We start from the raw sequence: 23088 nt of genomic DNA on the forward strand, positions 1-23088 counted from the left end.
GTTTACGCATACCACGCGTGCCGAAGTTTCGTTGGACTCATGGATGCGGTGTTCCTAGCGTTGCCGGCATGAACACTTCGCGCATCGCCCTCGTCACAGGCGCCAACCAGGGACTCGGCCGCGCCCTCGTCGAAGGACTGGCGGCCCGCATGAACCCCGACGACCTGGTCCTGCTCACGGGCCGCAGTCGGCAGCGCGTGACGGACGCCGCCGAAGAGGTCGCCGAACTGCCCGGCACCCGGGCCCGGGTCGAGGGCCGGGTCCTCGACGTCACCGACACCGACGCCATCGGCCGGCTCGCCGAGGAGCTTCGATCCAGCCACGGAGGGATCGACGTCGTGATCTCCAACGCGGTCGCCCGCGTGCTGCCGCAGGAGTCGCAGGCGGCGCGGGCGGACGAGTTCATCGACGTCTCCAACACCGCGACGCACGCGATCCTGCGCTCCTTCGGCCCCCTCCTGCGACCGGGCGGCCGGCTGCTCGTCGTGGCCAGCAGCCTGGGCACCCTCGGCCACCTCGACCCACGGCTGCACCACCTGTTCGACGGGGCGAGCCTGGAGCAGGTCGAGAAGGCGGTCGAGTCGTGGCGCAGCGCCATTCACGACGGGACCGCCCAGGAAGCGGGCTGGCCGGTGTGGTTGAACGTGCCCTCGAAGGTCGCCCAGGTCGCCGCCGTCCGCGCCGTCGCCACCGAACGCCGTGACGGCGACCTCGCCACCGGCACCCTGATCGCCGCCGTGTGCCCCGGCATGGTCGACACCGCCACCTCCCGCCCCTGGTTCAGCGACTACAGCCAGGCCCAGTCGCCGGCCCGGGCCGCGGGGGCGGTGCTCGACCTGATCTTCACCGAGCACGTCGATCCCGCCGTGTACGGGGAGCTCGTCCGCTTCGGCAAGGCCCTCGACTGGTACGAGGGCGCACCGCTGCTGGAACAGGACCGCCTGCTCACGCCTTGAGCGCGGCCCGACCGCGCCGGCTCGCGGGTCGGGAGAGGGGGGCGTATCTCAGCCAAGAGGAGACGGGCAAAGACGAAGGAGGAAACGCCTCACGCCTACTTAAAAGGTGCAAACCCAGGGACAGTTCGAAGGCGGAGCAGGGGTGCGCGGGTTCTCGAACCTAAGGGCGATTTTCAGCCAGAGGCGCGAACCTGCATCCGAAACTGCGTTACATCGAGAATCCGGGGTATTCGGCAGCGCGAGCGGCTGACCGGCCGTATCGAGGACGAGGGAGAGACATTCATCATGGCGGCGGCGTTGACCACGGAAGTCGGCACGGGACAGCTGTCGGAGGGCGTCGATGCCTCCCGTATCGCCCCGAAGGACGCCCGCGAGCTGACCCGTCAGTTCCTGGCGCGGCTCGCGACCCTCGAAGAGGGCACGGCGGAATACCAGTACGCGCGCAACACGCTGATCGAGATGAACATCTCGCTGGTGCGGTACGCGGCCGCCCGGTTCCGCAGCCGCGGGCCCCAGGAGATGGAGGACATCGTCCAGGTCGGCGTGATCGGCCTGATCAAGGCGATCGACCGGTTCGAGGTCTCGCGCGAGGTGGAGTTCACCTCCTTCTCGATCCCCTACATCGTCGGCGAGATCAAGCGGTTCTTCCGTGACACCTCGTGGGCCGTCCACGTGCCGCGTCGTCTGCAGGAGGCCAGGGTCCAGCTCGCCCAGGCCACCGAGGAGCTCAGCAGCCGTCTGGGCCGCACGCCCACGGTGGCGGAGCTGTCGCAGCTGATGAGCCTGTCGGAGGAGGAGGTCATCGAGGCCCGGCTGGCCTCCAACGGCTACACCTCCTCTTCGCTGGACGCCGCCATCTCCACCAGCGAGGACGGCGAGAGCGTCCTGGCCGACTTCATCGGCAACGAGGACAACGCGCTGCAACTGGTCGAGGACTTCCACTCCCTGGCGCCGCTGATCGCCGACCTCGACGAACGCGACCGGTTGATCCTGCACATGCGCTTCGTGGAGGAGCGCACGCAGGCCGAGATCGGCAAGCGCCTGAACATTTCCCAGATGCACGTCTCACGGCTGCTGAGCCGCCTGCTGGAGCGGCTGCGCGCCGGTCTGCTGACGGTGGAGTGACACACACGGCTCACACCGATCGATCGCTTTTGAGCCGGTGAGCGTGGACGGCCACGCTCACCGGCTCAGTGCTGCCCGCAGCTCAAGCCCCATGGGGTCACCGTGCCGACCGCCCCTCACATGACGCGTTCCATGCAGACGAGCTGCTCCCTCTCCTCCCAGGACGCGGAAACGGTGAAGCCGAGCCGCTCGTACAGGGCGATCGCGCCGGTACGCCACTTCCACACCGACAACCGCACCACGCCGACCCCGCCTTGCTCGGCATGCGCGAGCGCGGCACTGACGAGGCCCGAGGCGACACCCAGGCCTCGGTGGTCCGGGTCCGTCCAGAGCCTCTTGAGCTCGGCTCGTCCGTCGACGGGGGCGGTGAGCACCAGACAGCCCACCGCCGCGTCCCCGCTCAACGCCAGCAGCACGACATCGTCGACGAACGCGGCCCGCGGATCCAGCACTTCGGCCCTGTAGCGCTCCGGCAACTCGTCCACACCGGCGACGCCCTCGCCCTTCTCGGCCTGCGTCCGCAGATGGTAGGCCGTCAGCAACCTCGCCGGCCCGTCCTGGGGCAGAGGGTCCGGCCCCGGCCAGCGGACGACGGAAACCCCGTGGTGATCGGTCATGCCGTCAGCATCACATGACGCATGAGCTCACCTGTGTGAGACCGTCATCCTTCAGCTGAGCTCCTCAGCCAGTCCGACCACGATGTTCTCGGGGCCGCGCACGTAGCACAGCCGATAGATGTTCTCGTACTGCACGATCTCGCCCACGAGTTCGGCGCCGTGGGTCCGCAGGCGGGCGACGACGTCCTCGATGTCGTCGACGGCGAACATGACGCGGCGGAGGCCGAGGGTGTTCGCGGGGGCGTCGTGCGGCTCGGGGGTGATGGGCTTGGGCCGGTGGAATCTCGCGAGTTCCACGCGCCCCTGGCCGTTCGGGACGCGCAGCATGGCGATGTCCTGCTGGACGTCCTGGAGGCCGATGACCCGTTCCGCGCCCGGCCAGTCGAGTGGGCCCCTGCCCTCGAGTTCCATGCCGAGTTCGACGAAGAACGCGATGACCGCGTCCATGTCGTCGACGACGATGAGGACGTTGTCCATCCGCTGGATCGCCATGTCGTGTCTCCTTCGCGTGGCACGGCCACCGTAGACGCTTCCGCATCCGGGACGGGCCCGGTGGCGGGTCCTCGACATCCGCGGCTCAGGCGACGGCTGTTCGGGCCGATTGCAAAGAACTTCTTACCCAGAAAGCCCCGTACGCCTCGTTGACACGCCATCAGCACTGGCGTTTCACTCGACACTTGTGCATGGCAACGTTGTCAGGCCGTCGCCGAGGCGACCCGGGACCGTTGCCTGTGGCCGGTGCTCCGTGGTTCTCGGGGCGCCGGCAGTTGATGTGCGAAGCACGAACTGCCGCGGAGGCGACCGATGGTGAGACCCCGACGTTCAGCCGCACAACGCAACCGTAAGAGACTCCGTCAACGCCTGGCCGTGGTCTGCGTCCTGGGCATGGCCGCCCTGCCGCTCACGACGGCGGGCAGTGCTCAGGCCGCGGGCACCACGACGCCGGCCCTGGTGAAGGACCCCGCGTCCCTCGTCAACCCGCTCATCGGCACGTCAGGTGCCGTGGACACCTTCCCCGGGCCCGACATGCCGGCCGGCATGGTGCAGTGGGGCCCCGACACGACCCCCCACCGCCCCGACGGCGGCGGCTACGAATACAACGACAACAAGATCTCCGGCTTCAGCCTCACCCACGTCTCGGGACCCGGCTGCCCCGTCGCGGGCGACCTGCCCGTTCTGCCGGTGACCGGTGCGCTGTCGGGCAGTCTCGGCGACACCTCCGTGGGCTTCGGCCACGACGACGAGCAGTCGGGCACCGGGTACTACAAGGTCACCGACGCGAACGGCGTCAAGACCGAGTTGACCGACACCACCCGTGCGGGCCTGGGCCGCTTCACCTTCCCGGCCGGCCGGCAGGCGAACCTGCTGTTCAAGCTCAGCGGCGGTGCCACGCAGGTGGACGGAACGCGGGTCCAGGTGGTGAATGACCACGAGATCAGCGGTGCGATCGACAGCGGTCACTTCTGCGGGGCGAGCAACAGGTACACGCTGCACTTCGACGTCAAGTTCGATCAACCGTTCACCGCGAGCGGCACCTGGGTCGGCGGCACCATCAACCCCGACGCCAAGTCACTGAAGGCGGGCAAGGTCCAGGCCGCCCCCGAGGCGTCCAAGTCGGCGCCGCGGAAGGAGAAGCACTTCACCGTCCCGGCGAGGCCGGCCCCGACGATCCACGGCAGCGGTGACAAGGGCTCGGGTACGCCGTCCCCGGCGCCGAGCGCGGCCACCGCGCACCAGCCCTCCGCCAAGGCCGCCCAGCCGCCCACCACGGGCGCCAACGGCATGTACCTGACCTTCGAGACCTCCTCCACCCCCACGGTGAACGCGAAGGTCGGCATCTCCTACACGAGTGACGCCAACGCCGCGAACAACCTCGCGACCGAGATCAAGAAGTGGGACTTCGACGGCGTCGAGCAGGCGAACCACGACGCCTGGAACGCCGTGCTGAAGAAGGTGCGGATCGGCGGCGGCACCCCGGACCAGCAGGTGCAGTTCTACACCGCGCTCTACCACTCCCTGCTGCACCCCAACGTCTTCTCGGACGCCAACGGGCAGTACATGGGCATGGACAACCAGGTCCACAAGCTGGCCAAGGGCCAGAAGGCCCAGTACGCCAACTACTCCGGCTGGGACACCTACCGCTCCCAGACCCAGCTGATGGCGATGGTCGAGCCCAAGGTCGCCGCCGACGTCGTCACCTCGATGCTCAACGGGTACGACCAGACCGGCCTGCTGCCCAAGTGGGCCTCGAACAACGGCGAGAGCTACGTGATGGTCGGCGACCCGGCCGCCGGCATCATCGCCGACGCATACGCCTTCGGCGCGACGGACTTCGACACGGACAAGGCGCTCGCCGCCCTCCAGCACGAGGCCACCGTCCCGAACAACGACCGCCCCGGCGAGTCGGTACGCGACGCCAAGGGCTACCTCCCCCTCGACGAGAACGACTACGGCTGCTGCAACTTCTACGGCCCCGTCTCCACCCAACTCGAGTACGACTCCGCCGACTACGCCCTCGCCGCCTTCGCCAAATCCCTCGGCAGGACGGACGTGTACGAGAAGTTCGCCGCCCGCGCACAGGACTGGATGAACGTCTTCAACCCGCAGACCGGCTACCTCCAGGCCAGGAACAAGGACGGCCAGTTCGCGAGCGGCTTCACCCCCGGCACCTCCAACGGCTTCGTGGAGGGCACCTCGGCCCAGTACACGCCCATGGTCCCCTTCAACCTGCAGCAGCTCATCCAGGCACGGGGCGGCGCCAAGGCGTACTCGGCCTACCTGGACAGCCTGCTCGACGACATCACCCACCCCGGCAACACCGACGCCGACCTGAGCAACGAGCCCAGCGTCGAGATCCCCTGGGAGTACGACTACACCGGCCAGCCGTGGAAGACCCAGGCGGCCGTCCGCGCCGCCCAGCAGGACCTGTACTTCAATGCCCCGGTCGGCTCCTTCGGCAACGACGACCTCGGCGCGATGAGTTCCTGGTACGTCTGGTCCGAGCTCGGCATGTATCCCGAGACCCCGGGCACCGACACCCTGGCGCTCGGCAGCCCCGTGTTCCCGGTGGCCCAGGTGACCGCCGGGGGCGGCAAGACGGTGCGGATCAACGCGCCTCAGGCCGCGGCCGACGCGCCCTACGTGCAGTCGCTCGACGTCAAGGGCAAGGCGTGGAACGCCTCGTGGCTGACGTACCGGCAACTTTCGGGAGCCGGCAGCCTCGACTTCACGCTGGGCACCCAGGCCAACACCTCTTGGGCGTCCGGCCCGTCGGCGGTGCCGCCGTCGGACACCACGGGCGGCGGCAGGGTGCTGGCCGCCACCGGCCCGTCGAGCGACGGTCTGGTGCTCGAGCCCGGCGCGTCCGGCGACGCCACCCTCGACGTGACCAACCTCGGCGGCAAGCCGGTCACGGTCGACTGGAAGGCCACCGCGCCCTCGGGCGTCACGCTGGACACGTCGTCCGGCTCCCTGACGGTGCCCGCCTCGGGCAGCGCCGAGGCCGCGTTCAAGGTGACGGCGGGCGCGAGCGAGGGAACCTACCCGGTCACCTTCGCGCTGTTCGACCACAGCACCGGCGCGACGCTGAGCGGGGCCGTTCTCCGCGTGGCGGTGGCCAAGGCCGGTGCGCTGTGGCCGTACGACACCAACGAGGGCATCTACCCCGACGGGGCCACCTTCTCGGGCGGCTTCGACAACGGCGGCTGGGCGTTCTCGCAGAACGCGCTGGCGGCGGCGGGCGTCACGAGCGGCTCGACCGTCACGGCCGACGGCATCTCCTACGAGTGGCCGAAGGTGACAGCCGGTCAGCTGGACAACCTGGAGATGGCCGGCCAGACCATCCGGATGCCGGCCGGCACATCGGGGGCGTCGCTCGGCCTGCTGGGCGCGGCGACCAACGCGCCCACCGACGGCAGCGGCGTCTCGGGCACGGTGACCGTCACCTACACCGACGGCACCACCGCCAAGGCGACGGTCGGCTTCTCCGACTGGACGCTCAACGGCGGATCCAGCAAGCCGCTCCCGGCGAACACGACGGCCGTCACGACCGCCTACCGCGACACCGGTGACGGCGGCCGGAACAACGTCAAGACCTACGTCTTCGCCACGAAGGTCCCGCTGGACTCGTCCAAGCAGGTGGCATCGGTCACCCTGCCGGTGACGGGCTCCACGGGCACCGACCACCTGTTCGCCTACGGCTTCGGACAGTAGGGGCCCACGAACCCGTCGACGTATGGTCAGTTGGTCAGTGCACGTCCGCCGAAGGGCGGGCGTGCACACCCGTGAACCACCATGCAGTGACAGGTTCTGGTCAAAGACTCGCCAAGCCGTCGTCCGCGCCCTCCCTTCCATGATCGGGTCTCAGCCGACGGCTATTCGATGTCCGTTTGGGAGGACCTGGTGCCAGCACCGACCCGTAGAAGACGATGGCTCACGATCTGCGCCATCACCGCATCCGCCGGCCTCGTCGCGATACCCGCGAGCGCCGCGCCAGGCGGACACGGCAACCCCTTCGGGGTCCGTGCGCTCGACCGGCTCGCCGCCCAACGCGCCCACCCGGCGGGGACGACGAGTCCGAAGGCGAAGGCCGAGGACGGAGACGGCGGCAACGAGGCGGACGAGATCGCCGAGGGCGCCGACCAGTACGCCGAGGCCCGCACCTCGCCGGGCGTCGTCGCCCCCGGTGCCTACGGCGCCGCGTGGCGCAGCCTCACCAAGCTGCCCAGAACCGGCGGCAGTTGGCGCAACATCACCGACCTGCCCTACAACTCCGACGACTCCCGCTACCGGGACATCGACTCCAACTCCAGCGGCGGCTCGGGCAACGTCACCGGCCGCATGGCGGCGATGGCCGCGGACGACGACGGATACGTGTACGCGGGCAGCGCCGGCGGTGGCGTATGGCGCTCCAAGCGGGGCGGCGGCAACTGGAAGCCCATCAGCGACAAGCTGCCCTCCCAGTCGACCGGCGCCCTCGCCCTGGACGGCGCCGGGCGGCTGTGGTTGGGCACCGGCGAGGCGAACACCAATGCCGACGCCTACCTCGGCAGCGGTGTGTACGTCCTCTCCCACCCGCACCACGGCACCTTCTCCGCCCGCAGCCGGGTCGGCGGCGACGAACTGGAGTCCACCACCGTCCGCCAACTCCGGTTCGGCGGCGGCAAGGTGTGGGCGGCGACCAGCGAGGGCGTGTGGAGCCACTCCACGAAGAAGCTGACCGGCGCCTGGAAGCTGGAGTTCGCTCCCAACCCCGACTACCTGCCGGGCGGTTCGAAGGCGGACGACGACTCGGCCGCGTACAAGAACATCACCAATGACATCGCCGTCGACCCCAAGGACCCCTCGAAGGTGATCCTCGCGGTCGGCTGGCGCAGCGGCGACGACTACAACGGCTTCTACACCAAGGGCGCCAAGGGCACCTGGACGCGGATCACGAGCGGCTTCGGCGATCTGCCGACCGACGCGGACAACGTCGGCACGGTCACCTTCGCCCACGCCGCCGACGACTCCCGCTACTACGCCATCGACCAGTCGCCCGAGCAGATGGCGTCCAACCCGGACAGCGGCCTGGAGGGCATCTACAGCGCCGCCTCGCCGTTCGGACCCTGGACGAAGGTCGCCGACTACAAGCAACTGGCGGCCGACGGCTCGGCGTTGACCTCCAGCGGATACATGCCGGGCGTGCAGGCCTGGTACAACCAGTTCCTGACCGTCGACCCGGCGAACCCCAAGCACGTGTACGCGGGCCTGGAGGAGGTCTACGAGTCGAAGGACGGCGGCAGCACCTGGTCGACCGTCGGACCGTACTGGAACTTCGGCTTCTCCTGCTGGAGCATCGACCCGGCCAAGCAGACCGGTGACTGCAACCAGACCACCCACTCCGACCAGCACGGCGTCGCCATCGGCCGCTACCACGGCAAGAGCTTCGTGTACGTCGGCAACGACGGCGGCGTCTACCGGCGTCCGGTCGACGGTTCCCAGGACGCCTCAGGCCACGCGACCGACTGGACCTCCCTGAACGACGGCACCATCGACGCCCTGCAGTACTACTCGGTCGGCGTCGGCAAGGACCTCGACCACGGCGGCGTCTCCGTCACCGGCGGCCTGCAGGACAACGGGCAGTCCGTCCTGCGCGGCAACGACACCGTGATGGGCTCCAACTTCGGCGGGGACGGCGGCGACACGCTCACCGACCCCGCCAACGGCTGCGACATCGCCGAGGAGTACGTCTACCTCGCCGTCCAGATCACCCAGAACTGCGCCGTGAACGACGGCGGTTGGACCACCGACCCCGCCAAGGCGACCTCGTACAACGTCGCCCCCGCCGACAACGCCACCAGCGAGGCCCGCTTCATCGCCCCGCTCGCGGCGGATCTGAAGGACAGCGACACCTGGGTCGCGGGCGGCCGTCACATCTGGGTGCAGACCCACGGCTACGCCATCCGCAGCGGCTCCGAGTGGAAGAGCGTGTACGACCTCGGCGCCGGCCGCACCGCCACCGCCGTCGCCGCCTCGGGCGGCAAGGTCTACGCGGCCTGGTGCGGCCCCTGCAACAACCAGGGCTTCGCCCGCGGCATCTCCGTCGGCAACGCGGACGGCACCGGCTGGCACGACATCACCCTGCCGGCAGACGGGACCGTACCCAACCGCTACCTGAGCGGTTTCGCCGTCGATCCGAAGAACGCCGACCACGTCTTCCTTGCCGTCAACGGCTTCTCCCGGCACTGGACCGAGGGCCCCGGCGCGGGCGTCGGCCACGTCTTCGAGTCCACCGACGGCGGCACGACCTGGAAGGACATCTCGGCCGACCTCCCCGACGTGCCGACCGACTCGGCGGTCGTCCTGCCGAACGGCGGCCTCGCCGTCGCCACCGACCTCGGCGTCGTCTACCGAGCGCCGGGCCACACCCGGTGGCAGCGGATGGGCTCGCTCCCGGCCGTCGCCGTGCTCCAGCTGAAGCTGAGCCCCGACGGCCGCACCCTGTACGCGGCCTCCCACGGCCGCGGCATCTACACCATCAAGGTCCGCGACTGCGACTGACCTCGCAGACGTCATGAGGGAGCGGTGACCCGTTTTCGGGTCACCGCTCCCTTGCTTGCGAGGCGCGGAACCGAAGCACCGGCTGTCAGGTGTGGCCCTCGGCGGCGACCGCCGCCGCGGCGGCGCGGGCCCGCTCCGGGGCGAGGTAGGAGCCGCCCGGTGAGAGGGGCCGCAAGTCGGGGTCGAGGCGGTAGACGAGCGGTTCCGCGGTGGGGATGTTGAGCGCGCGGACGGCCGGTTCGCCGAGCCGGTCCAGGAGGGTGACGAGGGCGCGCAGGGAGTTGCCGTGAGCGGCGACCAGCAGCGTGGCACCTCGCGCGAGCCCGGGCGCCAGTACGTCGCTCCAGTACGGCTTCACCCGGGCGAGGAGGTCGGCGAAGCTCTCCACGGGCGGGATGGCCTCGCCCGGCAGGGCGGCATACCGCGGATCGGCGCGCACCAGGGCCAGCCGGTCCTCGGACAGCGGAGGTGGAACCGCGTGCAGGGAGCGGCGCCAGCGCTCGTAGAGGTCGGCGCCGGCGTCCCGGCGCATGTGTCGCTTGCTCTGCCCGGTCAGGGCGCCGTACTGACGTTCGTTGAGCCGCCAGGTGCGCCGCACCGGTATCCAGGAGCGGTCGAGGCGGTCGGCGACGATCTGCGCGGTGCGGATGGAGCGGTGCAGGAGCGATGTGTGCACCGCGTCCGGCAGGAGCCCGGCGTCGGCGATCAGCCGGGCCGCGTCGGCGGCCTGCTCCTCGCCGTGCGGACTGAGCCGGAAGTCCGCCCAGCCGCCGAAGACACCGGCGGCGTTGGCCTCGCTCTGTCCGTGCCGCAGCAGGATCAGGGTGCCGCAGGACGGCGGGTCGGCAAAGCGGCTCACGCGCCCTCGACCGCTGCTTGTGCGGCGCGTTCGCGGGAGGCGGCGATCTCCGCGTACGCCTCCTCGCGGCCCTCCCAGTGGGATCCCTCGACGTCCTTGCCGGGTTCGAGGTCCTTGTAGACCTCGAAGAAGTGGGTGAACTCCAGCCGGTCGAACTCGGGGATGTCGGTGATGTCCTGCACGTCGGCGTAGCGGGGGTCGTGGGCGGGGACGCACAACACCTTCTCGTCCGGCCCGTGTTCGTCCTTCATGACGAACATGCCCACGGCCCGGCACTCGATGGTGCAGCCGGGGAAGGTGGGGTCGCCGGTCAGCACGAGGGCGTCGAGCGGGTCGCCGTCGCCGCCGAGGGTGCCGTCGATGTAGCCGTAGTCCGCCGGGTACTGCGTGGAGGTGAACAGCATGCGGTCCAGGCGGATGCGGTGCAGGGTGTGGTCCATCTCGTACTTGTTGCGGGAACCCTGCGGGATCTCCACGGTCACATCGAACTCCACGGCGGTCTCCTTGCGTTGTCGGTGTGATGCGGGCCGGGGCGGCTGTCGTTCACCCTCCTCTCCGGTTACCCGGATATCCACTCCTGGTCGGCGCCCGCGGGCCGGCATCCTCAGTCAATTGGACGTCGTCCGGCCGCCGACCGACAGGGGCCGGACGGGGCAGACCGACGGGGCGGTCAGGGCCGGGCCGGTGCGGGGGCTCCGTCCGGGCGCGGGGAGCCCTGCAAGACCTCGGTGGTGTGCCAGGCGCGATGGCCGTCCGCGACCGAGGGCGCACCCGGCTGCGGGCCGACGAGCGGGCGGCCCGCGAGAGCCGTGACGTGAGTGTGGGCGGCGGGACTGTGGCCGACGAAGCGTTGCGAGACGAGGATGCGGTGGCCGTCGCCTATGCCGAGCACGCCCTTGTCGAAGAGCTTGTGGTGCAGCGAGCACAGGCACAGCCCGTTGTCCACGTCGTCCGGGCCGTCGAACGCCCACCAGCGCACATGCGCGGCCTCCAGCCCGACGGGTACGGCGCCGATCCGGCCGTCGTATCCGCAGAACGCACACCGGTACTCGTACGCGGTCAGCACCAGCTCGCGCATGCGCCGGTCCCGCTGCCTGGGCACGCTCGACATCCGTTCCGTCTCCGCCAACTCCGGCTCCAGGCCCACCGCTTCGCACAGATCGTCGTGCAGGGAGGGAGGAAAGTGCAGGTCGAGCAGCAGCCGCGCCATCCTGCCCAGCAACGAAGGGTCGCGCCGCAGTTCCGCTCTGAGGTCCGGCGCCAGCCGCCCGGCGGCACCGGTCTCCCGCAGGTCCCGCACACCGCTTCCGGGACTGCCGGGCCCGCGGTCGGTCCGCACCTCCCACACGCCGTCGTTGACCAGGTGGTGGAAGGGGTAGGCGGGCGAGGTCCTGCGGGGTGGGCCGAACTCGGTCAGCAGCCGCTGCAGGTCCTCCTCCACCGCGGTGTAGCGCAGTGCGGCGTCGGCGCCGTGCTGGAACCGTCCGAGGGCGTACAGCAGAAGCAGGGGCTTGTGCGGGGCACGGGTGCCGCTTCTGGTCCACTGCCTCAGCTTGGCGGTGCGCTCGAGCCAGTCCATGGCGGATGATCGTAGTGGGCTCTGCCCGTATGCCGTGTCGGCGAGCCAGGGCCCGTCGATGGCAGTGTGGTGTTCACTGGCCGAGCTGTGAGGGAGGCTGACCGAATGGCCGTTGTCGTCTGGGTCGTCGAGGGCACCTGGCCCGCGTGTGTGGACGCCGCGCGTCGTCACGCCGCGGCGGACGCCGACGTCGTGCTGCTGCACGTCACCCCGTCCGACCTGCCGGAAGTGGCGCACGGCGCCTTCGCCGGGCTGCTCGGCCGCGGCCACCGCGAACGGGATCCGGGCACCCGCGTCGAACACCTCGCCGCCGCCTCGGCCGAGCAGCTCCTGCGGGCCGCCGCCGATCGCCTCGACCGGCGCTGCACCCGCACCGAGCGGACCGGCCGCGTCGAACGCGAGGTCGTCGCCGCGGCCGAGGACGCCGACCTGCTCATCCTTGCCCGCGACGGCGACCGCACCCACCTCGGCCCGCACAGCCTCGGCCCGGCCAGCCGCTTCGTCGTCGACCACGCCCCGTGCCCCGTCCTTCTGGTCTGGCCCGAATCCGCACCCGACCTGGCCACCATCCCGCCCCCGCCCCCGCATCCCCCACACCATCAGTAGCCCCTGGATGTCGCGGGTCGGGCCCCCCTTCCACAGACTCTGCCATGACAACGTTGTACAGCCTCTTATCGGCACCCCTGCCCAGGACGTACTCTCACGCCACTCGTGTAGTTCCAACGACCCGGGAACGAGACAGCGTTGCAGGGAAGGGGAGTTGACATGACAGCCGTATCGAAGAGGCGGCGGCTCAGATCCGTACGGCGGCGGCTCGGCGCGGTCACCGCCATGGCGGTCGCCGCCGCGACGGCGTTGACGGGTGCGGGGACGGCGTCGGCAGGAGGCTCGCACGCCGCCCGCATCCCCACGGTCACCTCGGGGGACGCGCGGTTCGAGATCCTCTCGCCGACGCTGATCCGCACCGAGTACGCCGGGGACGGCACGTTCACCGACGCCCGGACGTTCAACGCGATCGGCCGCGACGCCTTCACCCCGGCCGCCTACACGGCCACGACGTCCGGCGGCTGGCTGACCATCAGGACCAGTGCGCTGACCCTGCGCTACCAGGTCGGTTCGGGGGCGTTCAACGCCCGCAACCTGTCGCTGCGTCTGGCGGCGGGCGGCACGCCGGTGACCGCCGCTCCCTGGCAGCGGCTGACCTGCCAAGTCGGCGCGCTGTGCGAGGCGGAGAACCTGCAACTGAACGGTCTGTCCGTGGCCTCGGACCACACCGGCCACACCGGCACCGGCTTCGCCGCGGGATTCGAGGGCACGGGCAGCTCGGCATCCGCTGACATCGATGTCAAGACCTCCGGTGCCTACGAGTTCGACCTGCGGTACGCCAACTCCCGTGGCGGGGACGGCCAGACCCGCACCCGCACACTGACCCTCTCGGTGGACGGCGGCGCTCCGCAGACGGTGTCCCTGCCGACCACGGCCGACTGGGACACCTGGAAGCTGGCAACGGCGCGCCTGGACCTCACCGCGGGCCACCACACGATCGCCCTGACCCGGACCGCCTCGGACAGCGGTGACGTCAATGTCGACAGCGTCGCCCTGGTCCGGCCCGGTGCCCCCTACCCGCCCGTCTCCAGCACGGCGATCACCGACTGCCCCGTGGACACCAGCTGCGAGGCGGAAGCCGGGCGGATCGGCGGTACCGCCGTCACCGCCACCGACCACACGGGATACGCGGGCAACGGGTTCGTCGCGGAGCTCGACAAGGGATCGAGCCTGACGACCCACCTGGTCGGCGTCCCGGCCGACGGCACGTACACCCTGCGCGTGCGCTACGCCAACGGCACCGGAAGCGACGGTCTCCACCAGACCCGTACCGCCGCCGTCTCCTCCGGCGGGGCCACCGCGACCCTGTCCCTGCCCGCGACGGCCGGCTGGGACGACTGGCAGACCGCCTCCGTGCCCATCGCCCTGAAGGCGGGCGAGGACGACCTCACGCTGGACTGTCCCGAAACCGCGAGCTGTCACGTCAACCTCGACACCGTCTCCGTGACCGCACCGCAGCAGCCCGCGCCCGCACCCCACCTCGCGCTCGGCGGCTACCGTCGCGGGCTGGACGGCGTGAACGGCGACGACCGCGCCCCGGTCACCACCCCCGGACTACTGCACCGGGACGGCTGGTACCTCCTGGACGACACCCCCTCGGCGCTCTACGACACCGCGTCGAAGAAGGCCACACCCCGGCCCTCGCACGGCGGCGCGCCCTACCAGGACGGTTACGTCTTCGGCTACGGACACGACTACAAGCAGGGACTGACCGACCTGGCCACCCTGACCGGACCGCCGCAGCTGCTGCCGCAGTGGGCGTACGGCGTGTGGTACTCGGAGTACATCGACCGCACCGCGGCGGACTACGAGAACAAGATCCTTCCGGCGTTCCGCTCCGAACACGTGCCGCTGGACGTGCTGGTGACCGACACCGACTTCAAGGCCGTGAACAACTGGAGCGGTTGGGAGATGGACCCGGGCCGCTTCCCCGACCCGAAGGGGTTCTTCGACTGGTCCGCGGCGCAGGGCCTGCACAACACCCTCAACGTGCATCCGAGCATCCTGGCGTCCGACCCCCAGTTCGCCCAGGCGCAGGCCACGGCCAAGGGCAAGCTGACCAAGGGCGGTTGCGCCGGGGCCGCCTCGGTGGAGAACAACTGCTACACCTTCGACTTCGGCGACCCCGACCAGCTCAAGGCATACCTGGACCTGCACCGGACCATGGACGACCAGGGCAACGACTTCTGGTGGCTGGACTGGTGCTGCGACGCCTCCCAGTCGTCGCAGCAAGGGGTCACACCGGACGCCTGGATCAACCAGCAGTACGCCGACCTCACCGGCCAGACCCTCGGCCGCGGGTTCGTCCTCTCCCGCGCCTACGGTTCGCTGCAGGCCGGCGGCTACAGCGGCCAGCAGGCGCTGCCGACCGGACCCTGGGCGGACAAGCGCACCACCGTCCACTTCACCGGCGACACCGCCTCCACCTGGGGCACGCTGAGATTTGAGGTCGGCTACACGCCGGGGGAGTCCGCCGCGACCGGCATGGCGGCCATCACGCACGACATCGGCGGGCACAACGACACCACAGGGCTGACCGGTTCGGAGACGTACACCGACGGCGGGCAGACCCGCACCACGCACAAACTCCCCGACGACCTGTACGCGCGCTGGGTGCAGTTCGGCACCTTCCAGCCCATCGACCGGCTGCACAGCAACCACAGCGACCGGCTGCCCTGGCAGTACGGCACCCAGGCGCGGAACTCGGCCGACAAGTTCCTCAACCTCCGCGAGAACCTGGTGCCTTACACGTACGGCCTGGCCCAGGAGGCCAACCGGACCGGCGTGCCGATCGTCCGCCCCACCTACCTGGAGTATCCGGACGAGGCGCGGGCCTACGAGACGGCCGGCAGCGAGTACTTCTACGGCTCCGACGTCCTGGTCGCCCCGGTGACCACACCGGGCACGACCGCGACCACCACCGTGTGGTTCCCGCCCGGCCAGTGGACCGACTACTTCACCGGCAAGACCTACCAGGGCGGCACCACCCAGGACATCACCACCGGCCTGGACACCATGCCGGTGTTCCTCAAGGCCGGCACCGTCCTGCCGACCCGCACCCATGACGTCACCGACAACGACCGCAACCCGCTCACCGACGTCACCCTGACCGTCGCCTCCGGCGCGTCAGGCTCGTACCGCCTGTACGAGGACGACGGAGCCACCGCGCGGAAGGGACACGCGGCCACGACGACCGTCCGCTACGGCCTCAAGGGCCGGAACCACACCCTGACGATCTCCCCGGCGACGGGCGTCTTTCACGGCCAGGCGCAGAACCGCCGATGGACCCTGTCCTTGCTGGGAACGGCCCACGCACCCACCAAGGTCACCGCGACCGGCGTCCGGCTCACCCCGCGCGACTACCACTGGAACAGTTCCACCGGCACCCTCACGATCACCCTCCCCAGGCGTTCCGTCCACAGCCCCGTGACGGTGACGTTCCGGTAGTCGACTCGGCGGCGACGACGAGATCGTTGCCGCCCCGGGCCGAACGCGGCACCGGCGGGCCCGACTTGGGCAATCCCGTCGGTGCCGCGTTCGGCTCACAGGAGCCGGCCGAGGGCGGCCTCGGAGGCGCTTCCCGGAGCCGCCTGGTAGGCGATGACGACCTGCTGTTCGGCGCCGCCGACGGTGAGGGCCTGTCGCCGTAGGGAGATTTCACCGACGACCGGGTGCACGAACCGCTTGAGTTCGTCGCGGGAGGGGCGGGCGTCGTGCCGGGCCCACAGGCGGCGGAAGTCGTCGCTCTCCTCCAGTTCGGCGACGAGCGACCGGGTCGCGGGGTCGTGCGGGTCGGCCTCGGCGCGCAGGGCCGCGGCGGTCTGCGCGGCGATCTCCGGCCAGTCCGGGAGGAGCTGCCGGATCCGCGGATCGAAGAACATGTCGAGGGCCAGGTTGTGCCCGGGCTCGTACATGGGGGAGAGGGCGCGGGCCATCTTGTTCGCGGCCAGTACGTCGAAGCGCCGGTTGCGCACGTAGGCGGGCGCGCCGCTCCACGCGTCCAGCAACCGGTGCACGTCCGCGGTGACTTCGGTCTCCGGGGGCCGTACCGGGCGTGGTTGGGCGAGCGCGAACAGGTGCGCGGTGGTGTCGGCGTCCAGTTCCAGCGCCCGCGCGAGCGCCCCCAGCACCTGGGGCGACGGGTGCCGGTCGACGCCCTGCTCCAGCCGGGTCAGGTACGGCTCGCTGATCCCGGCCAGCCGCGCCAGCTCCTCCCGGCGCAGTCCCGGGACGCGGCGGCGGCCGGTGGCGGCCAGGTCGGCGCGGGAGTGCGGCACCCGTCCCCGCCGGGCCTTGAGGAACTCACCCAGGACGTTGTCGCTCGCCATGGTCTCGAAGGGTAACCCTCTCGGGGTGCTGGCTGCCTTCCGGCGGGCCTCGCAGGGTGGAGGCATGACGAAGAAGACATGGTTCATCACCGGCGCGTCCCGGGGCCTCGGCCACATCTGGGCGCGGGCGGCCCTCGACCGCGGTGACCGGGTCGCCGCCACGGCACGCCGCCCCGAGTCCTTGCGGCCTCTCGTCGACGCCTACGGCGACGACGTCCTCCCCCTGCCCCTCGACGTCACCGACCGCGATGCCGCCACGGCCGCCGTGCAGCGGGCCGTCGATGCCTTCGGCCACCTCGACGTGGTCGTCAACAACGCCGGATACGGACTGTTCGGCATGGTCGAGGAGATCACCGAGGAGCAGGCCCGCGCACAGCTCGACACCAACCTGTTCGGTCCGCTGTGGGTGACGCAGGCCGCCCTGCCCTTCCTGCGCGCCCGGCGAGGCGGTCACATCGTGCAGGTGTCCAGCCTCGGCGGGCTGGCCGCCTTCCCTGGCCTGGGGCTGTACAACGCCTCCAAGTGGGCGCTGGAAGGGATGAGCGAAGCACTCGCCCAGGAGGTCGGCCCGCTCGGCATCCGCGTCACCATCGTCGAACCAGGCCCCTACGGCACCGACTGGTCCGGAGCCTCCGCGGTGCACACCCGGCCCATCGCGGCCTACGAGCCCGTCCGCGAGGCACGCCGGTCCGGTGCCACGGCCCGGGCGCCGCAGGATCCGCAGGCCACCGCTGGCGTCATCCTCGAACTGGTCGACACCGACGAGCCGCCGCTGCGCCTGTTTCTGGGCACCTACCCCTATCCGGTCGTCGAGGCCGCCTATCGGCAGCGGCTGGAGACCTGGAACGCGTGGCGACCCCTGGCGGCCAAGGCCTGACGGGCGTCTACAGGCCACGGTGGAGTGAGAGCCGCCCTGCCCCGTGCTCGCGTCAGCCCTGGGTGCCCGTCGGTCGTGACGGAGGCCGTGTGGGAACACCGGCCGTGACCGGGTCGTATCGGATGTGGTCCGGGGGGAGTCCCAGTTCGGTCAGGCGTCGTACGGCGGCGCCGACCAGTCCCGGCGGGCCGCTGACGTACGCCATGTGGCTACCGAAGTCGCCGTGCCCGGTCAGCGCCTCGGTGACCGGCGCCCGGCCGGACCCGCCCGGCCCCTCGTCGATGACGCGCACCACCCGCAGCCAGGCGCAGTGGCTCTCCAGTCGTGCCAGGGCCGGTGCGTCGTACAGATCGTCGGCGGTGCGGGCGCCGAGGAACAGGTGGGCGCGGCGGCCCGGCGGGCGCCGGGCTGCCAGGTCCTCCAGCAGGGCCCTGGCGGTGGCCCATCCGGTGCCGCCGGCCACGACGAGCACGTCGTGCGCGAGGTCGTCCTCCAGCGTGGTCGTTCCCTGGGCCGGTCCCAGGCGCAGGGTGTCACCGACGCCGGTGCGGGTCACCAGGGCGTCGCTCACCCCGTCCGGTCCGGTGCGCCGGATGTGGAACTCCAGTTCACCGTCCGCACCCGGTGCGCCTGCCGGAGAGTACGGGCGCCAGGTGTGCGGCAGGAGCGGCGTCTGCAGGGTCGCGAACTGGCCGGGGCGGTACGGGTACGGCTCCGCGGGCCGGACGCGCAGGACGGCGAGGTCGGGACGGCGGCGCTGGTGGTCGACGACCGTGCCGTTCCAGTACGTCGGCTCGGCCAGCGCCTCGTTCGCCCCGTTGACCATGGCCGCGGCGGCGAACCGCACCATGCGTAGCCACGCTCGCTCCACGTCCGCACCCAGTCGGCCGTCCGCCGTCCGGTGCAGCGCCTGGACGAGGGCCTCCTCGAACAGTCCGTAGTGCACCGGCAGCACTCCGAGTTTGCGGTGGTCGCGGCCGAGCCGGGTGCAGAAGGCGGTCACGTCCTCGGGGCGGTGCAGATTCTCGATCAGGTACCAGAACGCCCTCTCCAGGTGGACCTGTTGGAAGTCCATCGAGTCGGGGAACAGCTTCCGCAGGTAGGGGTGGCGTTCGAACATGGCCTGGTAGAGATGGTCGATGAGGTGGCCGAACGGGGTGACCTGCTCCAGGTTCCGCATGATCACCTCCTGGTCCGCGGCCCCGTCGTAGGCGTCGTCCCCGGGGGAGTCGGCGAAGAACGCGGGACCTGGGGGTGTGCCCTTTCCCGGGTGTGCGGCGGGGGTCAGCAGGCGATCGCGCAGGCGCATGGCCTCCCGGCGAGCGAGCAGGGCGTGGTAGTTGTCGTTCATCCGCGGGCCCCCCTCGTACAGGCAGCGCACGACCCGCTGTCGGCGCAGCCGCCGACCCCCGGCGCAGACACTCCGGAACGCGCCCTGCGGGCGTAGTACCAGGCCATGTTCGACGTCAGGCCGGCGAGCAGCAGCCAGATCACGCCCAGCCAGGATTCCCGGGCGAAGGACATCACCGCGGCGCCCGAGGCCAGGACGCAGACGATGGGAGCGAGAACGGCTGGGCGGACCATCGGCACTGCTTCCTGTCGTTCATTCGGTTTCCGCGAAGCGCGCGCGCCGCCGTCGGTACCGTCGGCACCGGCCTCACCGTCGAGGTGAGGCCGGAGCGCACGTGCGCATCACATCACCGAAGATCGCTCCCGGGGCACGGCCGATGGACCCCACGATGCAGACGAAGGACCCCTTCCGGCGGCGGTCCTTCGCCTCTGTTCCAGACGCATGGTCTGTGCTTACGAGGTCGCTTCCTTGGCTCCCTTGGCTTCCCTCGCTTCCGCGGGGGCATGGAAGCAGGCGATGACCGACTTGCCGTGACGGCAGGACCTGGCCTCCCACTCGTCGGCCAGGGCGTCCACGAGGAACATGCCACGTCCGCCGAGGCGCTCCGTGCTGGCGTCGCGGGGGACCGGCGGCTCGCTGGACGCGTCATGAACGCTGATGTGCAGACACTGTTCGTCCCAGGTCATCACCACCTGGGCGTTGCTGTGGGCGTGGACGTGCGCGTTGGTGACCAGTTCGGAGACGGTGAGCAGTACGGCGTCCACCGTCTCGGGAGCGGTGGTGGTCCACCCCAGCGCCTTCAGATGGTCACGGGCCCAGTCCCGGGCCGCCCTGACCTCACTGTGCAGCGGCAGCGAGCGGGCCCAGCCGACCGCTCGCAGCGACGAACCCTCCTGTGTCGCCTTCCGTTGTTTCCCGATGTGTGCTTCAGGCATGTCCCGTCCTGGGTGAGTGCGCGGCCTCCCGGTGCGGGTCCGTGGCGCCACACGAGCGGGCCGCGTACAGCCCGCTCGTGTGGTGCGCGGGTGACAGCCGGGGCTGTGCAGTGGTGGGCGCTCGGCGGTCAACGGTGGCCACGAAGCTTGCCCAGAAGGCGCTGGGCCTGGGCTCGACGCCGCGGATCGGCCGCGGCCCGCCGCGCCTGCTCGGTCGCGCGCCGGCCCTGGGGACTCCTGGCGAACTGCTTGATGCGCTCCATCATGCCTGGCATGACGCTCCTTCCCTGCGGGGGTTTTGTCCTTCGCTGTCGCTTCGGTTACCCCCGACGGCTCGGCTCAGCCCTGTCTTCCTCGGTGCGGGATGACCGTCGGCCGGTTGTCAGTGCGCCGTGGCACGATCTCCGACGTGACGAAGATCGATGAGGCTTCCGTGCGGGAGTCGGCGCGAGAACACGGCGTACCCGAGCCGGTGGCAGCTGAGTTGGCGCGGCGGCTGCGCCCGTGTGTCTAGCTGGCGCCGCTCGAGGACTTACCTCCCTCCCTCCCTCCGGGACACGGCGCGAGCGGCGGGCCGGGTCGGTGGCCTCCCGCTGCTGCCGAAGGACATGGAATGGCCGGCGGGCAAGGAGCCGCTGGTGATGACCGTGGACTGCGCGTCCCTGCCCCGTGACGTGCTGGACATCCAACTGCCCGACGAGGGCAGCCTGTTGTTCTTCACCCACATCGCCTATCCGCCGGAATCGTCTGCCGTGGTGCACGTGCCGGCCGACGCGGAGACCGAGGAACGTCCCGCGGTCCACGAGATCGACGGTGAGTCATGGCCGATAGAGGTCCACGAACAGCGCACGCTCTACCCGGTGGTGGGGTCGACCGTCGATGACGACTGGACGGACGAAGGCGCGGCCCTGGCATTCGTGGAGGCCCATGACGACGGCGAGGGGCGGCTGGACCGCTTTGTGAAGGCGGTCCTCGACAGCGCTCACGGCGGCACGCCCTTCACGGCTTCATCCAACTCGGCGGATACTCCCGCCCGTGGCAGGTGGCGCCCGACGAGGAGGACCTCGTTCTCTTCGCCCAGATACAGGGCGACGCCGTCGACAACGGCAATCCCTTCCTCAATCTGATCGTCGGCACCCGCGAGGACATCGCGGCAGGCCGGTACGACCTGCTGGAGTACGTCCAGCAGTGCTGATCCGGGGCGCACGGAACGGCACTTCCGATTCCGTCGCCGTACCCTTGCGCCATGCGCATGCGCCCCACCCTGACCTGGACCCCCACCGAGGATCCGCCGCCGAGCACGACGGATCTGCGGCCGGTCGCCGACGCGCTCGGGGCCGGCGGTGTGCTGGTGCTCAGCGGTGCGGGCATCTCCACCGAGTCGGGCATCCCCGACTACCGCGGTGAGGGCGGGAGCCTGAGCCGGCACACGCCGATGCTCTACCAGGACTTCACCGGCAGCGCCCAGGCCCGGCGCCGGTACTGGGCGCGCAGTCACCTCGGCTGGCGGGCCTTCGGCCGTGCCCGTCCCAACGCCGGGCATCGCGCGGTGGCGGCGTTCGGGCGGCACGGGCTGCTCTCGGGCACGATCACTCAGAACGTGGACGGGCTGCACCAGGCCGCCGGCAGTGACGGTGTCGTGGAACTCCACGGAAGTCTCGACCGGGTGGTGTGCCTGGGGTGTGGCGCCCTCAGCCGGCGCCGCGAACTGGCCCGGCGGTTGGAGGAGGCCAATCCGGACTTCGCGCCGGTGGCCGCGGGGATCAATCCGGACGGTGACGCCGATCTCGGCGACGACCAGGTGGGAGACTTCCGGGTGGTTCCCTGCGCGGACTGCGGCGGCATCCTCAAGCCCGACGTGGTGTTCTTCGGCGAGGCCGTGTCGCCCCGGCGGGTCGAGCACTGCCGTGAGCTGGTCCGCGCGGCCGAATCGGTGCTCGTCCTGGGCTCGTCGCTCACGGTGATGTCCGGACTGCGGTTCGTCCGTCAGGCCGCGCAGTCGGGGAAGCGGGTGCTGATCATCAACCGGGACGCGACCCGCGGCGACCGGCACGCCACCGCGCGAGTCGACCTTCCGCTGGGAGCGGCACTCACCACGGTGGCCGACCGGCTGGGCATCCCCCTCGGCGACGAGACGGCGTCCGTGGCCTGAGCCGGTGCGATGCCCGGCCCTACGTGCCCAGCGCCGCCAGCCATGGATGTCCGGGATGCAGGTGCGACAGCCACCCCCCGAGCAGGTCGCGACGCGTCCGGCTCAGCAGGGGCAGGACCCCGTCGAAGTCGGCGTGATCCTTGGGGCGCGGCTCCTTCGCCTTGAACAGCAGCACCAGCTCCGGCACCAGGTAGGGGATGCCGTCCGCCGTCCGCTCGACGATGACGTCGTACGGCAGCCGTAGGCTCTCGTTGCGCCGACAGATCCACGTCCGGCCCTCGTGCGGCTCACGGAAGACGTCGAAGAGGTACCGACCGCTCGCCGGATCCCGCAGCCAGGTCTGGTGGGTGGCCGCGAGCGCCTCGGCTCCCGCCTCCGCCCAGATCCGTCCCCGGCCCACCGCATCGAACGCGTACTCGGGGAAGCGGTCGCGGACCTCGGCGAACCCCGCCGCGGGCACTCCGATCTCCAGATCGCCGTGCGGCCGCGACTGCTCTCCTCGGAACAGGTCCAGCGCCCACCCCGCCACCACGCACCAGGGCGTGCCGACCCCGGCCAGCCGCTCCGTGACCTGTTCGGGCCTCCAGGCGTCGGCCCACCGGGCTTCCAGTTCGCCCGCGTCGACAACAGTGCCGCCGGGCAGCGGGGACTCGGTCATCGGA

Annotated in this window: 20 protein-coding genes; 9 read left to right on the forward strand and 11 right to left on the reverse strand. The window is 70.7% G+C overall.

The window, feature by feature from the left end:
- Positions 1-68 precede the first annotated feature (68 nt).
- Positions 69-956 (forward strand): SDR family NAD(P)-dependent oxidoreductase, encoded by an 888-nt coding sequence (locus ACIGDI_RS38960; RefSeq protein ID WP_399906958.1) that lies wholly within the window; start codon positions 69-71, stop codon positions 954-956.
- Between the two features lie 285 nt (positions 957-1241).
- The gene (locus tag ACIGDI_RS38965; protein ID WP_399906960.1) at positions 1242-2081 is read left to right on the forward strand and encodes a SigB/SigF/SigG family RNA polymerase sigma factor; all 840 of its coding nucleotides are present in this window, start codon (positions 1242-1244) and stop codon (positions 2079-2081) included.
- A gap of 116 nt (positions 2082-2197) precedes the next feature.
- Here the strand turns inward: ACIGDI_RS38965 and ACIGDI_RS38970 are convergent, their stop codons facing one another.
- A complete protein-coding gene (locus tag ACIGDI_RS38970) occupies positions 2198-2698 on the reverse strand; it encodes a GNAT family N-acetyltransferase (protein ID WP_399906962.1) in 501 nt (166 codons plus the stop codon).
- Between the two features lie 51 nt (positions 2699-2749).
- Positions 2750-3190 (reverse strand): VOC family protein, encoded by a 441-nt coding sequence (locus tag ACIGDI_RS38975; RefSeq protein ID WP_399906964.1) that lies wholly within the window; start codon positions 3188-3190, stop codon positions 2750-2752.
- 393 nt (positions 3191-3583) lie between these two features.
- Between ACIGDI_RS38975 and ACIGDI_RS38980 the strand changes: the two genes are divergently transcribed.
- Both ACIGDI_RS38980 and ACIGDI_RS38985 read left to right on the forward strand, forming a co-directional pair.
- A complete protein-coding gene (locus ACIGDI_RS38980; protein ID WP_399906965.1) occupies positions 3584-6910 on the forward strand; it encodes a lectin in 3327 nt (1108 codons plus the stop codon).
- A 189-nt stretch (positions 6911-7099) separates the two neighbouring features.
- Entirely contained in the window at positions 7100-9739 is a 2640-nt protein-coding gene (locus ACIGDI_RS38985; RefSeq protein ID WP_399906967.1) for a glycosyl hydrolase, read from the forward strand.
- An 85-nt stretch (positions 9740-9824) separates the two neighbouring features.
- Here the strand turns inward: ACIGDI_RS38985 and ACIGDI_RS38990 are convergent, their stop codons facing one another.
- The 3 genes from ACIGDI_RS38990 to ACIGDI_RS39000 form a co-directional block, all read right to left on the reverse strand.
- A complete protein-coding gene (locus ACIGDI_RS38990; RefSeq protein ID WP_399906969.1) occupies positions 9825-10598 on the reverse strand; it encodes a 2,3-diphosphoglycerate-dependent phosphoglycerate mutase in 774 nt (257 codons plus the stop codon).
- Positions 10595-11092: an inorganic diphosphatase gene (locus tag ACIGDI_RS38995; protein WP_399906971.1), complete on the reverse strand. Its 498-nt coding sequence runs from the start codon at positions 11090-11092 to the stop codon at positions 10595-10597. The genes ACIGDI_RS38990 and ACIGDI_RS38995 overlap by 4 nt, the downstream gene beginning before the upstream one ends.
- A gap of 176 nt (positions 11093-11268) precedes the next feature.
- A complete protein-coding gene (locus ACIGDI_RS39000; protein ID WP_399906973.1) occupies positions 11269-12177 on the reverse strand; it encodes a phosphorothioated DNA-binding restriction endonuclease in 909 nt (302 codons plus the stop codon).
- A gap of 105 nt (positions 12178-12282) precedes the next feature.
- Between ACIGDI_RS39000 and ACIGDI_RS39005 the strand changes: the two genes are divergently transcribed.
- Together ACIGDI_RS39005 and ACIGDI_RS39010 are read left to right on the forward strand one after the other, a co-directional pair.
- Positions 12283-12783, forward strand: a complete 501-nt coding sequence (locus tag ACIGDI_RS39005) for a universal stress protein (protein WP_399906975.1) — start codon at positions 12283-12285, stop codon at positions 12781-12783.
- A gap of 225 nt (positions 12784-13008) precedes the next feature.
- Positions 13009-16230, forward strand: a complete 3222-nt coding sequence (locus tag ACIGDI_RS39010; RefSeq protein ID WP_399907104.1) for a TIM-barrel domain-containing protein — start codon at positions 13009-13011, stop codon at positions 16228-16230.
- A gap of 95 nt (positions 16231-16325) precedes the next feature.
- Here ACIGDI_RS39010 and ACIGDI_RS39015 read toward each other — a convergent pair whose 3' ends face one another.
- Positions 16326-17111, reverse strand: a complete 786-nt coding sequence (locus ACIGDI_RS39015) for a helix-turn-helix domain-containing protein (RefSeq protein ID WP_399906976.1) — start codon at positions 17109-17111, stop codon at positions 16326-16328.
- Positions 17112-17175: 64 nt separating this feature from the next.
- Here ACIGDI_RS39015 and ACIGDI_RS39020 point away from each other — a divergent pair, with 64 nt between their 5' ends.
- On the forward strand, positions 17176-17988 hold the full coding sequence (locus ACIGDI_RS39020; protein WP_399906978.1) for an SDR family NAD(P)-dependent oxidoreductase: 813 nt from the start codon (positions 17176-17178) through the stop codon (positions 17986-17988).
- 52 nt (positions 17989-18040) lie between these two features.
- Here the strand turns inward: ACIGDI_RS39020 and ACIGDI_RS39025 are convergent, their stop codons facing one another.
- The 4 genes from ACIGDI_RS39025 to ACIGDI_RS39040 form a co-directional block, all read right to left on the reverse strand.
- Positions 18041-19339, reverse strand: coding sequence for a globin domain-containing protein (locus ACIGDI_RS39025; RefSeq protein ID WP_399906980.1), 1299 nt, complete (start codon positions 19337-19339; stop codon positions 18041-18043).
- A complete protein-coding gene (locus ACIGDI_RS39030) occupies positions 19336-19572 on the reverse strand; it encodes a hypothetical protein (RefSeq protein ID WP_399906982.1) in 237 nt (78 codons plus the stop codon). Before ACIGDI_RS39030 ends, ACIGDI_RS39025 begins: the two co-directional genes overlap by 4 nt.
- 219 nt (positions 19573-19791) lie before the next feature.
- Positions 19792-20274, reverse strand: a complete 483-nt coding sequence (locus tag ACIGDI_RS39035) for an ATP-binding protein (protein WP_399906984.1) — start codon at positions 20272-20274, stop codon at positions 19792-19794.
- A 128-nt stretch (positions 20275-20402) separates the two neighbouring features.
- Positions 20403-20540 carry a hypothetical protein gene (locus tag ACIGDI_RS39040; RefSeq protein WP_272178683.1) on the reverse strand — a complete coding sequence of 46 codons (138 nt, stop codon included), beginning with the start codon at positions 20538-20540 and terminating at the stop codon, positions 20403-20405.
- Positions 20541-20882: 342 nt separating this feature from the next.
- Here ACIGDI_RS39040 and ACIGDI_RS39045 point away from each other — a divergent pair, with 342 nt between their 5' ends.
- Entirely contained in the window at positions 20883-21401 is a 519-nt protein-coding gene (locus ACIGDI_RS39045; protein ID WP_399906985.1) for a hypothetical protein, read from the forward strand.
- A gap of 119 nt (positions 21402-21520) precedes the next feature.
- Positions 21521-22426 (forward strand): NAD-dependent protein deacetylase, encoded by a 906-nt coding sequence (locus ACIGDI_RS39050; RefSeq protein WP_399906987.1) that lies wholly within the window; start codon positions 21521-21523, stop codon positions 22424-22426.
- 19 nt (positions 22427-22445) lie between these two features.
- Here ACIGDI_RS39050 and ACIGDI_RS39055 read toward each other — a convergent pair whose 3' ends face one another.
- The gene (locus tag ACIGDI_RS39055; RefSeq protein ID WP_399906989.1) at positions 22446-23084 is read right to left on the reverse strand and encodes a nucleotidyltransferase domain-containing protein; all 639 of its coding nucleotides are present in this window, start codon (positions 23082-23084) and stop codon (positions 22446-22448) included.
- Positions 23085-23088 lie beyond the last annotated feature (4 nt).

The sequence above is a fragment of the Streptomyces sp. NPDC085900 genome (assembly GCF_044540925.1).
Classification (GTDB): Bacteria; Actinomycetota; Actinomycetes; order Streptomycetales; family Streptomycetaceae; genus Streptomyces; species Streptomyces gilvifuscus.

What these genes read in the sequence shown, in the direction of transcription:
- ACIGDI_RS38960 (WP_399906958.1), top strand. Translation starts at nt 69, where the DNA reads ATGAACACTTCGCGCATCGCCCTCGTCACAGGCGCCAACCAGGGACTC.
- ACIGDI_RS38965 (WP_399906960.1), top strand. Translation starts at nt 1,242, where the DNA reads ATGGCGGCGGCGTTGACCACGGAAGTCGGCACGGGACAGCTGTCGGAG.
- ACIGDI_RS38970 (WP_399906962.1), bottom strand. Translation starts at nt 2,698, where the DNA reads ATGACCGATCACCACGGGGTTTCCGTCGTCCGCTGGCCGGGGCCGGAC.
- ACIGDI_RS38975 (WP_399906964.1), bottom strand. Translation starts at nt 3,190, where the DNA reads ATGGCGATCCAGCGGATGGACAACGTCCTCATCGTCGTCGACGACATG.
- ACIGDI_RS38980 (WP_399906965.1), top strand. Translation starts at nt 3,584, where the DNA reads ATGGCCGCCCTGCCGCTCACGACGGCGGGCAGTGCTCAGGCCGCGGGC.
- ACIGDI_RS39000 (WP_399906973.1), bottom strand. Translation starts at nt 12,177, where the DNA reads ATGGACTGGCTCGAGCGCACCGCCAAGCTGAGGCAGTGGACCAGAAGC.
- ACIGDI_RS39005 (WP_399906975.1), top strand. Translation starts at nt 12,283, where the DNA reads ATGGCCGTTGTCGTCTGGGTCGTCGAGGGCACCTGGCCCGCGTGTGTG.
- ACIGDI_RS39010 (WP_399907104.1), top strand. Translation starts at nt 13,009, where the DNA reads ATGGCGGTCGCCGCCGCGACGGCGTTGACGGGTGCGGGGACGGCGTCG.
- ACIGDI_RS39015 (WP_399906976.1), bottom strand. Translation starts at nt 17,111, where the DNA reads ATGGCGAGCGACAACGTCCTGGGTGAGTTCCTCAAGGCCCGGCGGGGA.
- ACIGDI_RS39020 (WP_399906978.1), top strand. Translation starts at nt 17,176, where the DNA reads ATGACGAAGAAGACATGGTTCATCACCGGCGCGTCCCGGGGCCTCGGC.
- ACIGDI_RS39025 (WP_399906980.1), bottom strand. Translation starts at nt 19,339, where the DNA reads ATGAACGACAACTACCACGCCCTGCTCGCTCGCCGGGAGGCCATGCGC.
- ACIGDI_RS39030 (WP_399906982.1), bottom strand. Translation starts at nt 19,572, where the DNA reads ATGGTCCGCCCAGCCGTTCTCGCTCCCATCGTCTGCGTCCTGGCCTCG.
- ACIGDI_RS39035 (WP_399906984.1), bottom strand. Translation starts at nt 20,274, where the DNA reads ATGCCTGAAGCACACATCGGGAAACAACGGAAGGCGACACAGGAGGGT.
- ACIGDI_RS39040 (WP_272178683.1), bottom strand. Translation starts at nt 20,540, where the DNA reads ATGATGGAGCGCATCAAGCAGTTCGCCAGGAGTCCCCAGGGCCGGCGC.
- ACIGDI_RS39045 (WP_399906985.1), top strand. Translation starts at nt 20,883, where the DNA reads ATGGAATGGCCGGCGGGCAAGGAGCCGCTGGTGATGACCGTGGACTGC.
- ACIGDI_RS39050 (WP_399906987.1), top strand. Translation starts at nt 21,521, where the DNA reads ATGCGCATGCGCCCCACCCTGACCTGGACCCCCACCGAGGATCCGCCG.
- ACIGDI_RS39055 (WP_399906989.1), bottom strand. Translation starts at nt 23,084, where the DNA reads ATGACCGAGTCCCCGCTGCCCGGCGGCACTGTTGTCGACGCGGGCGAA.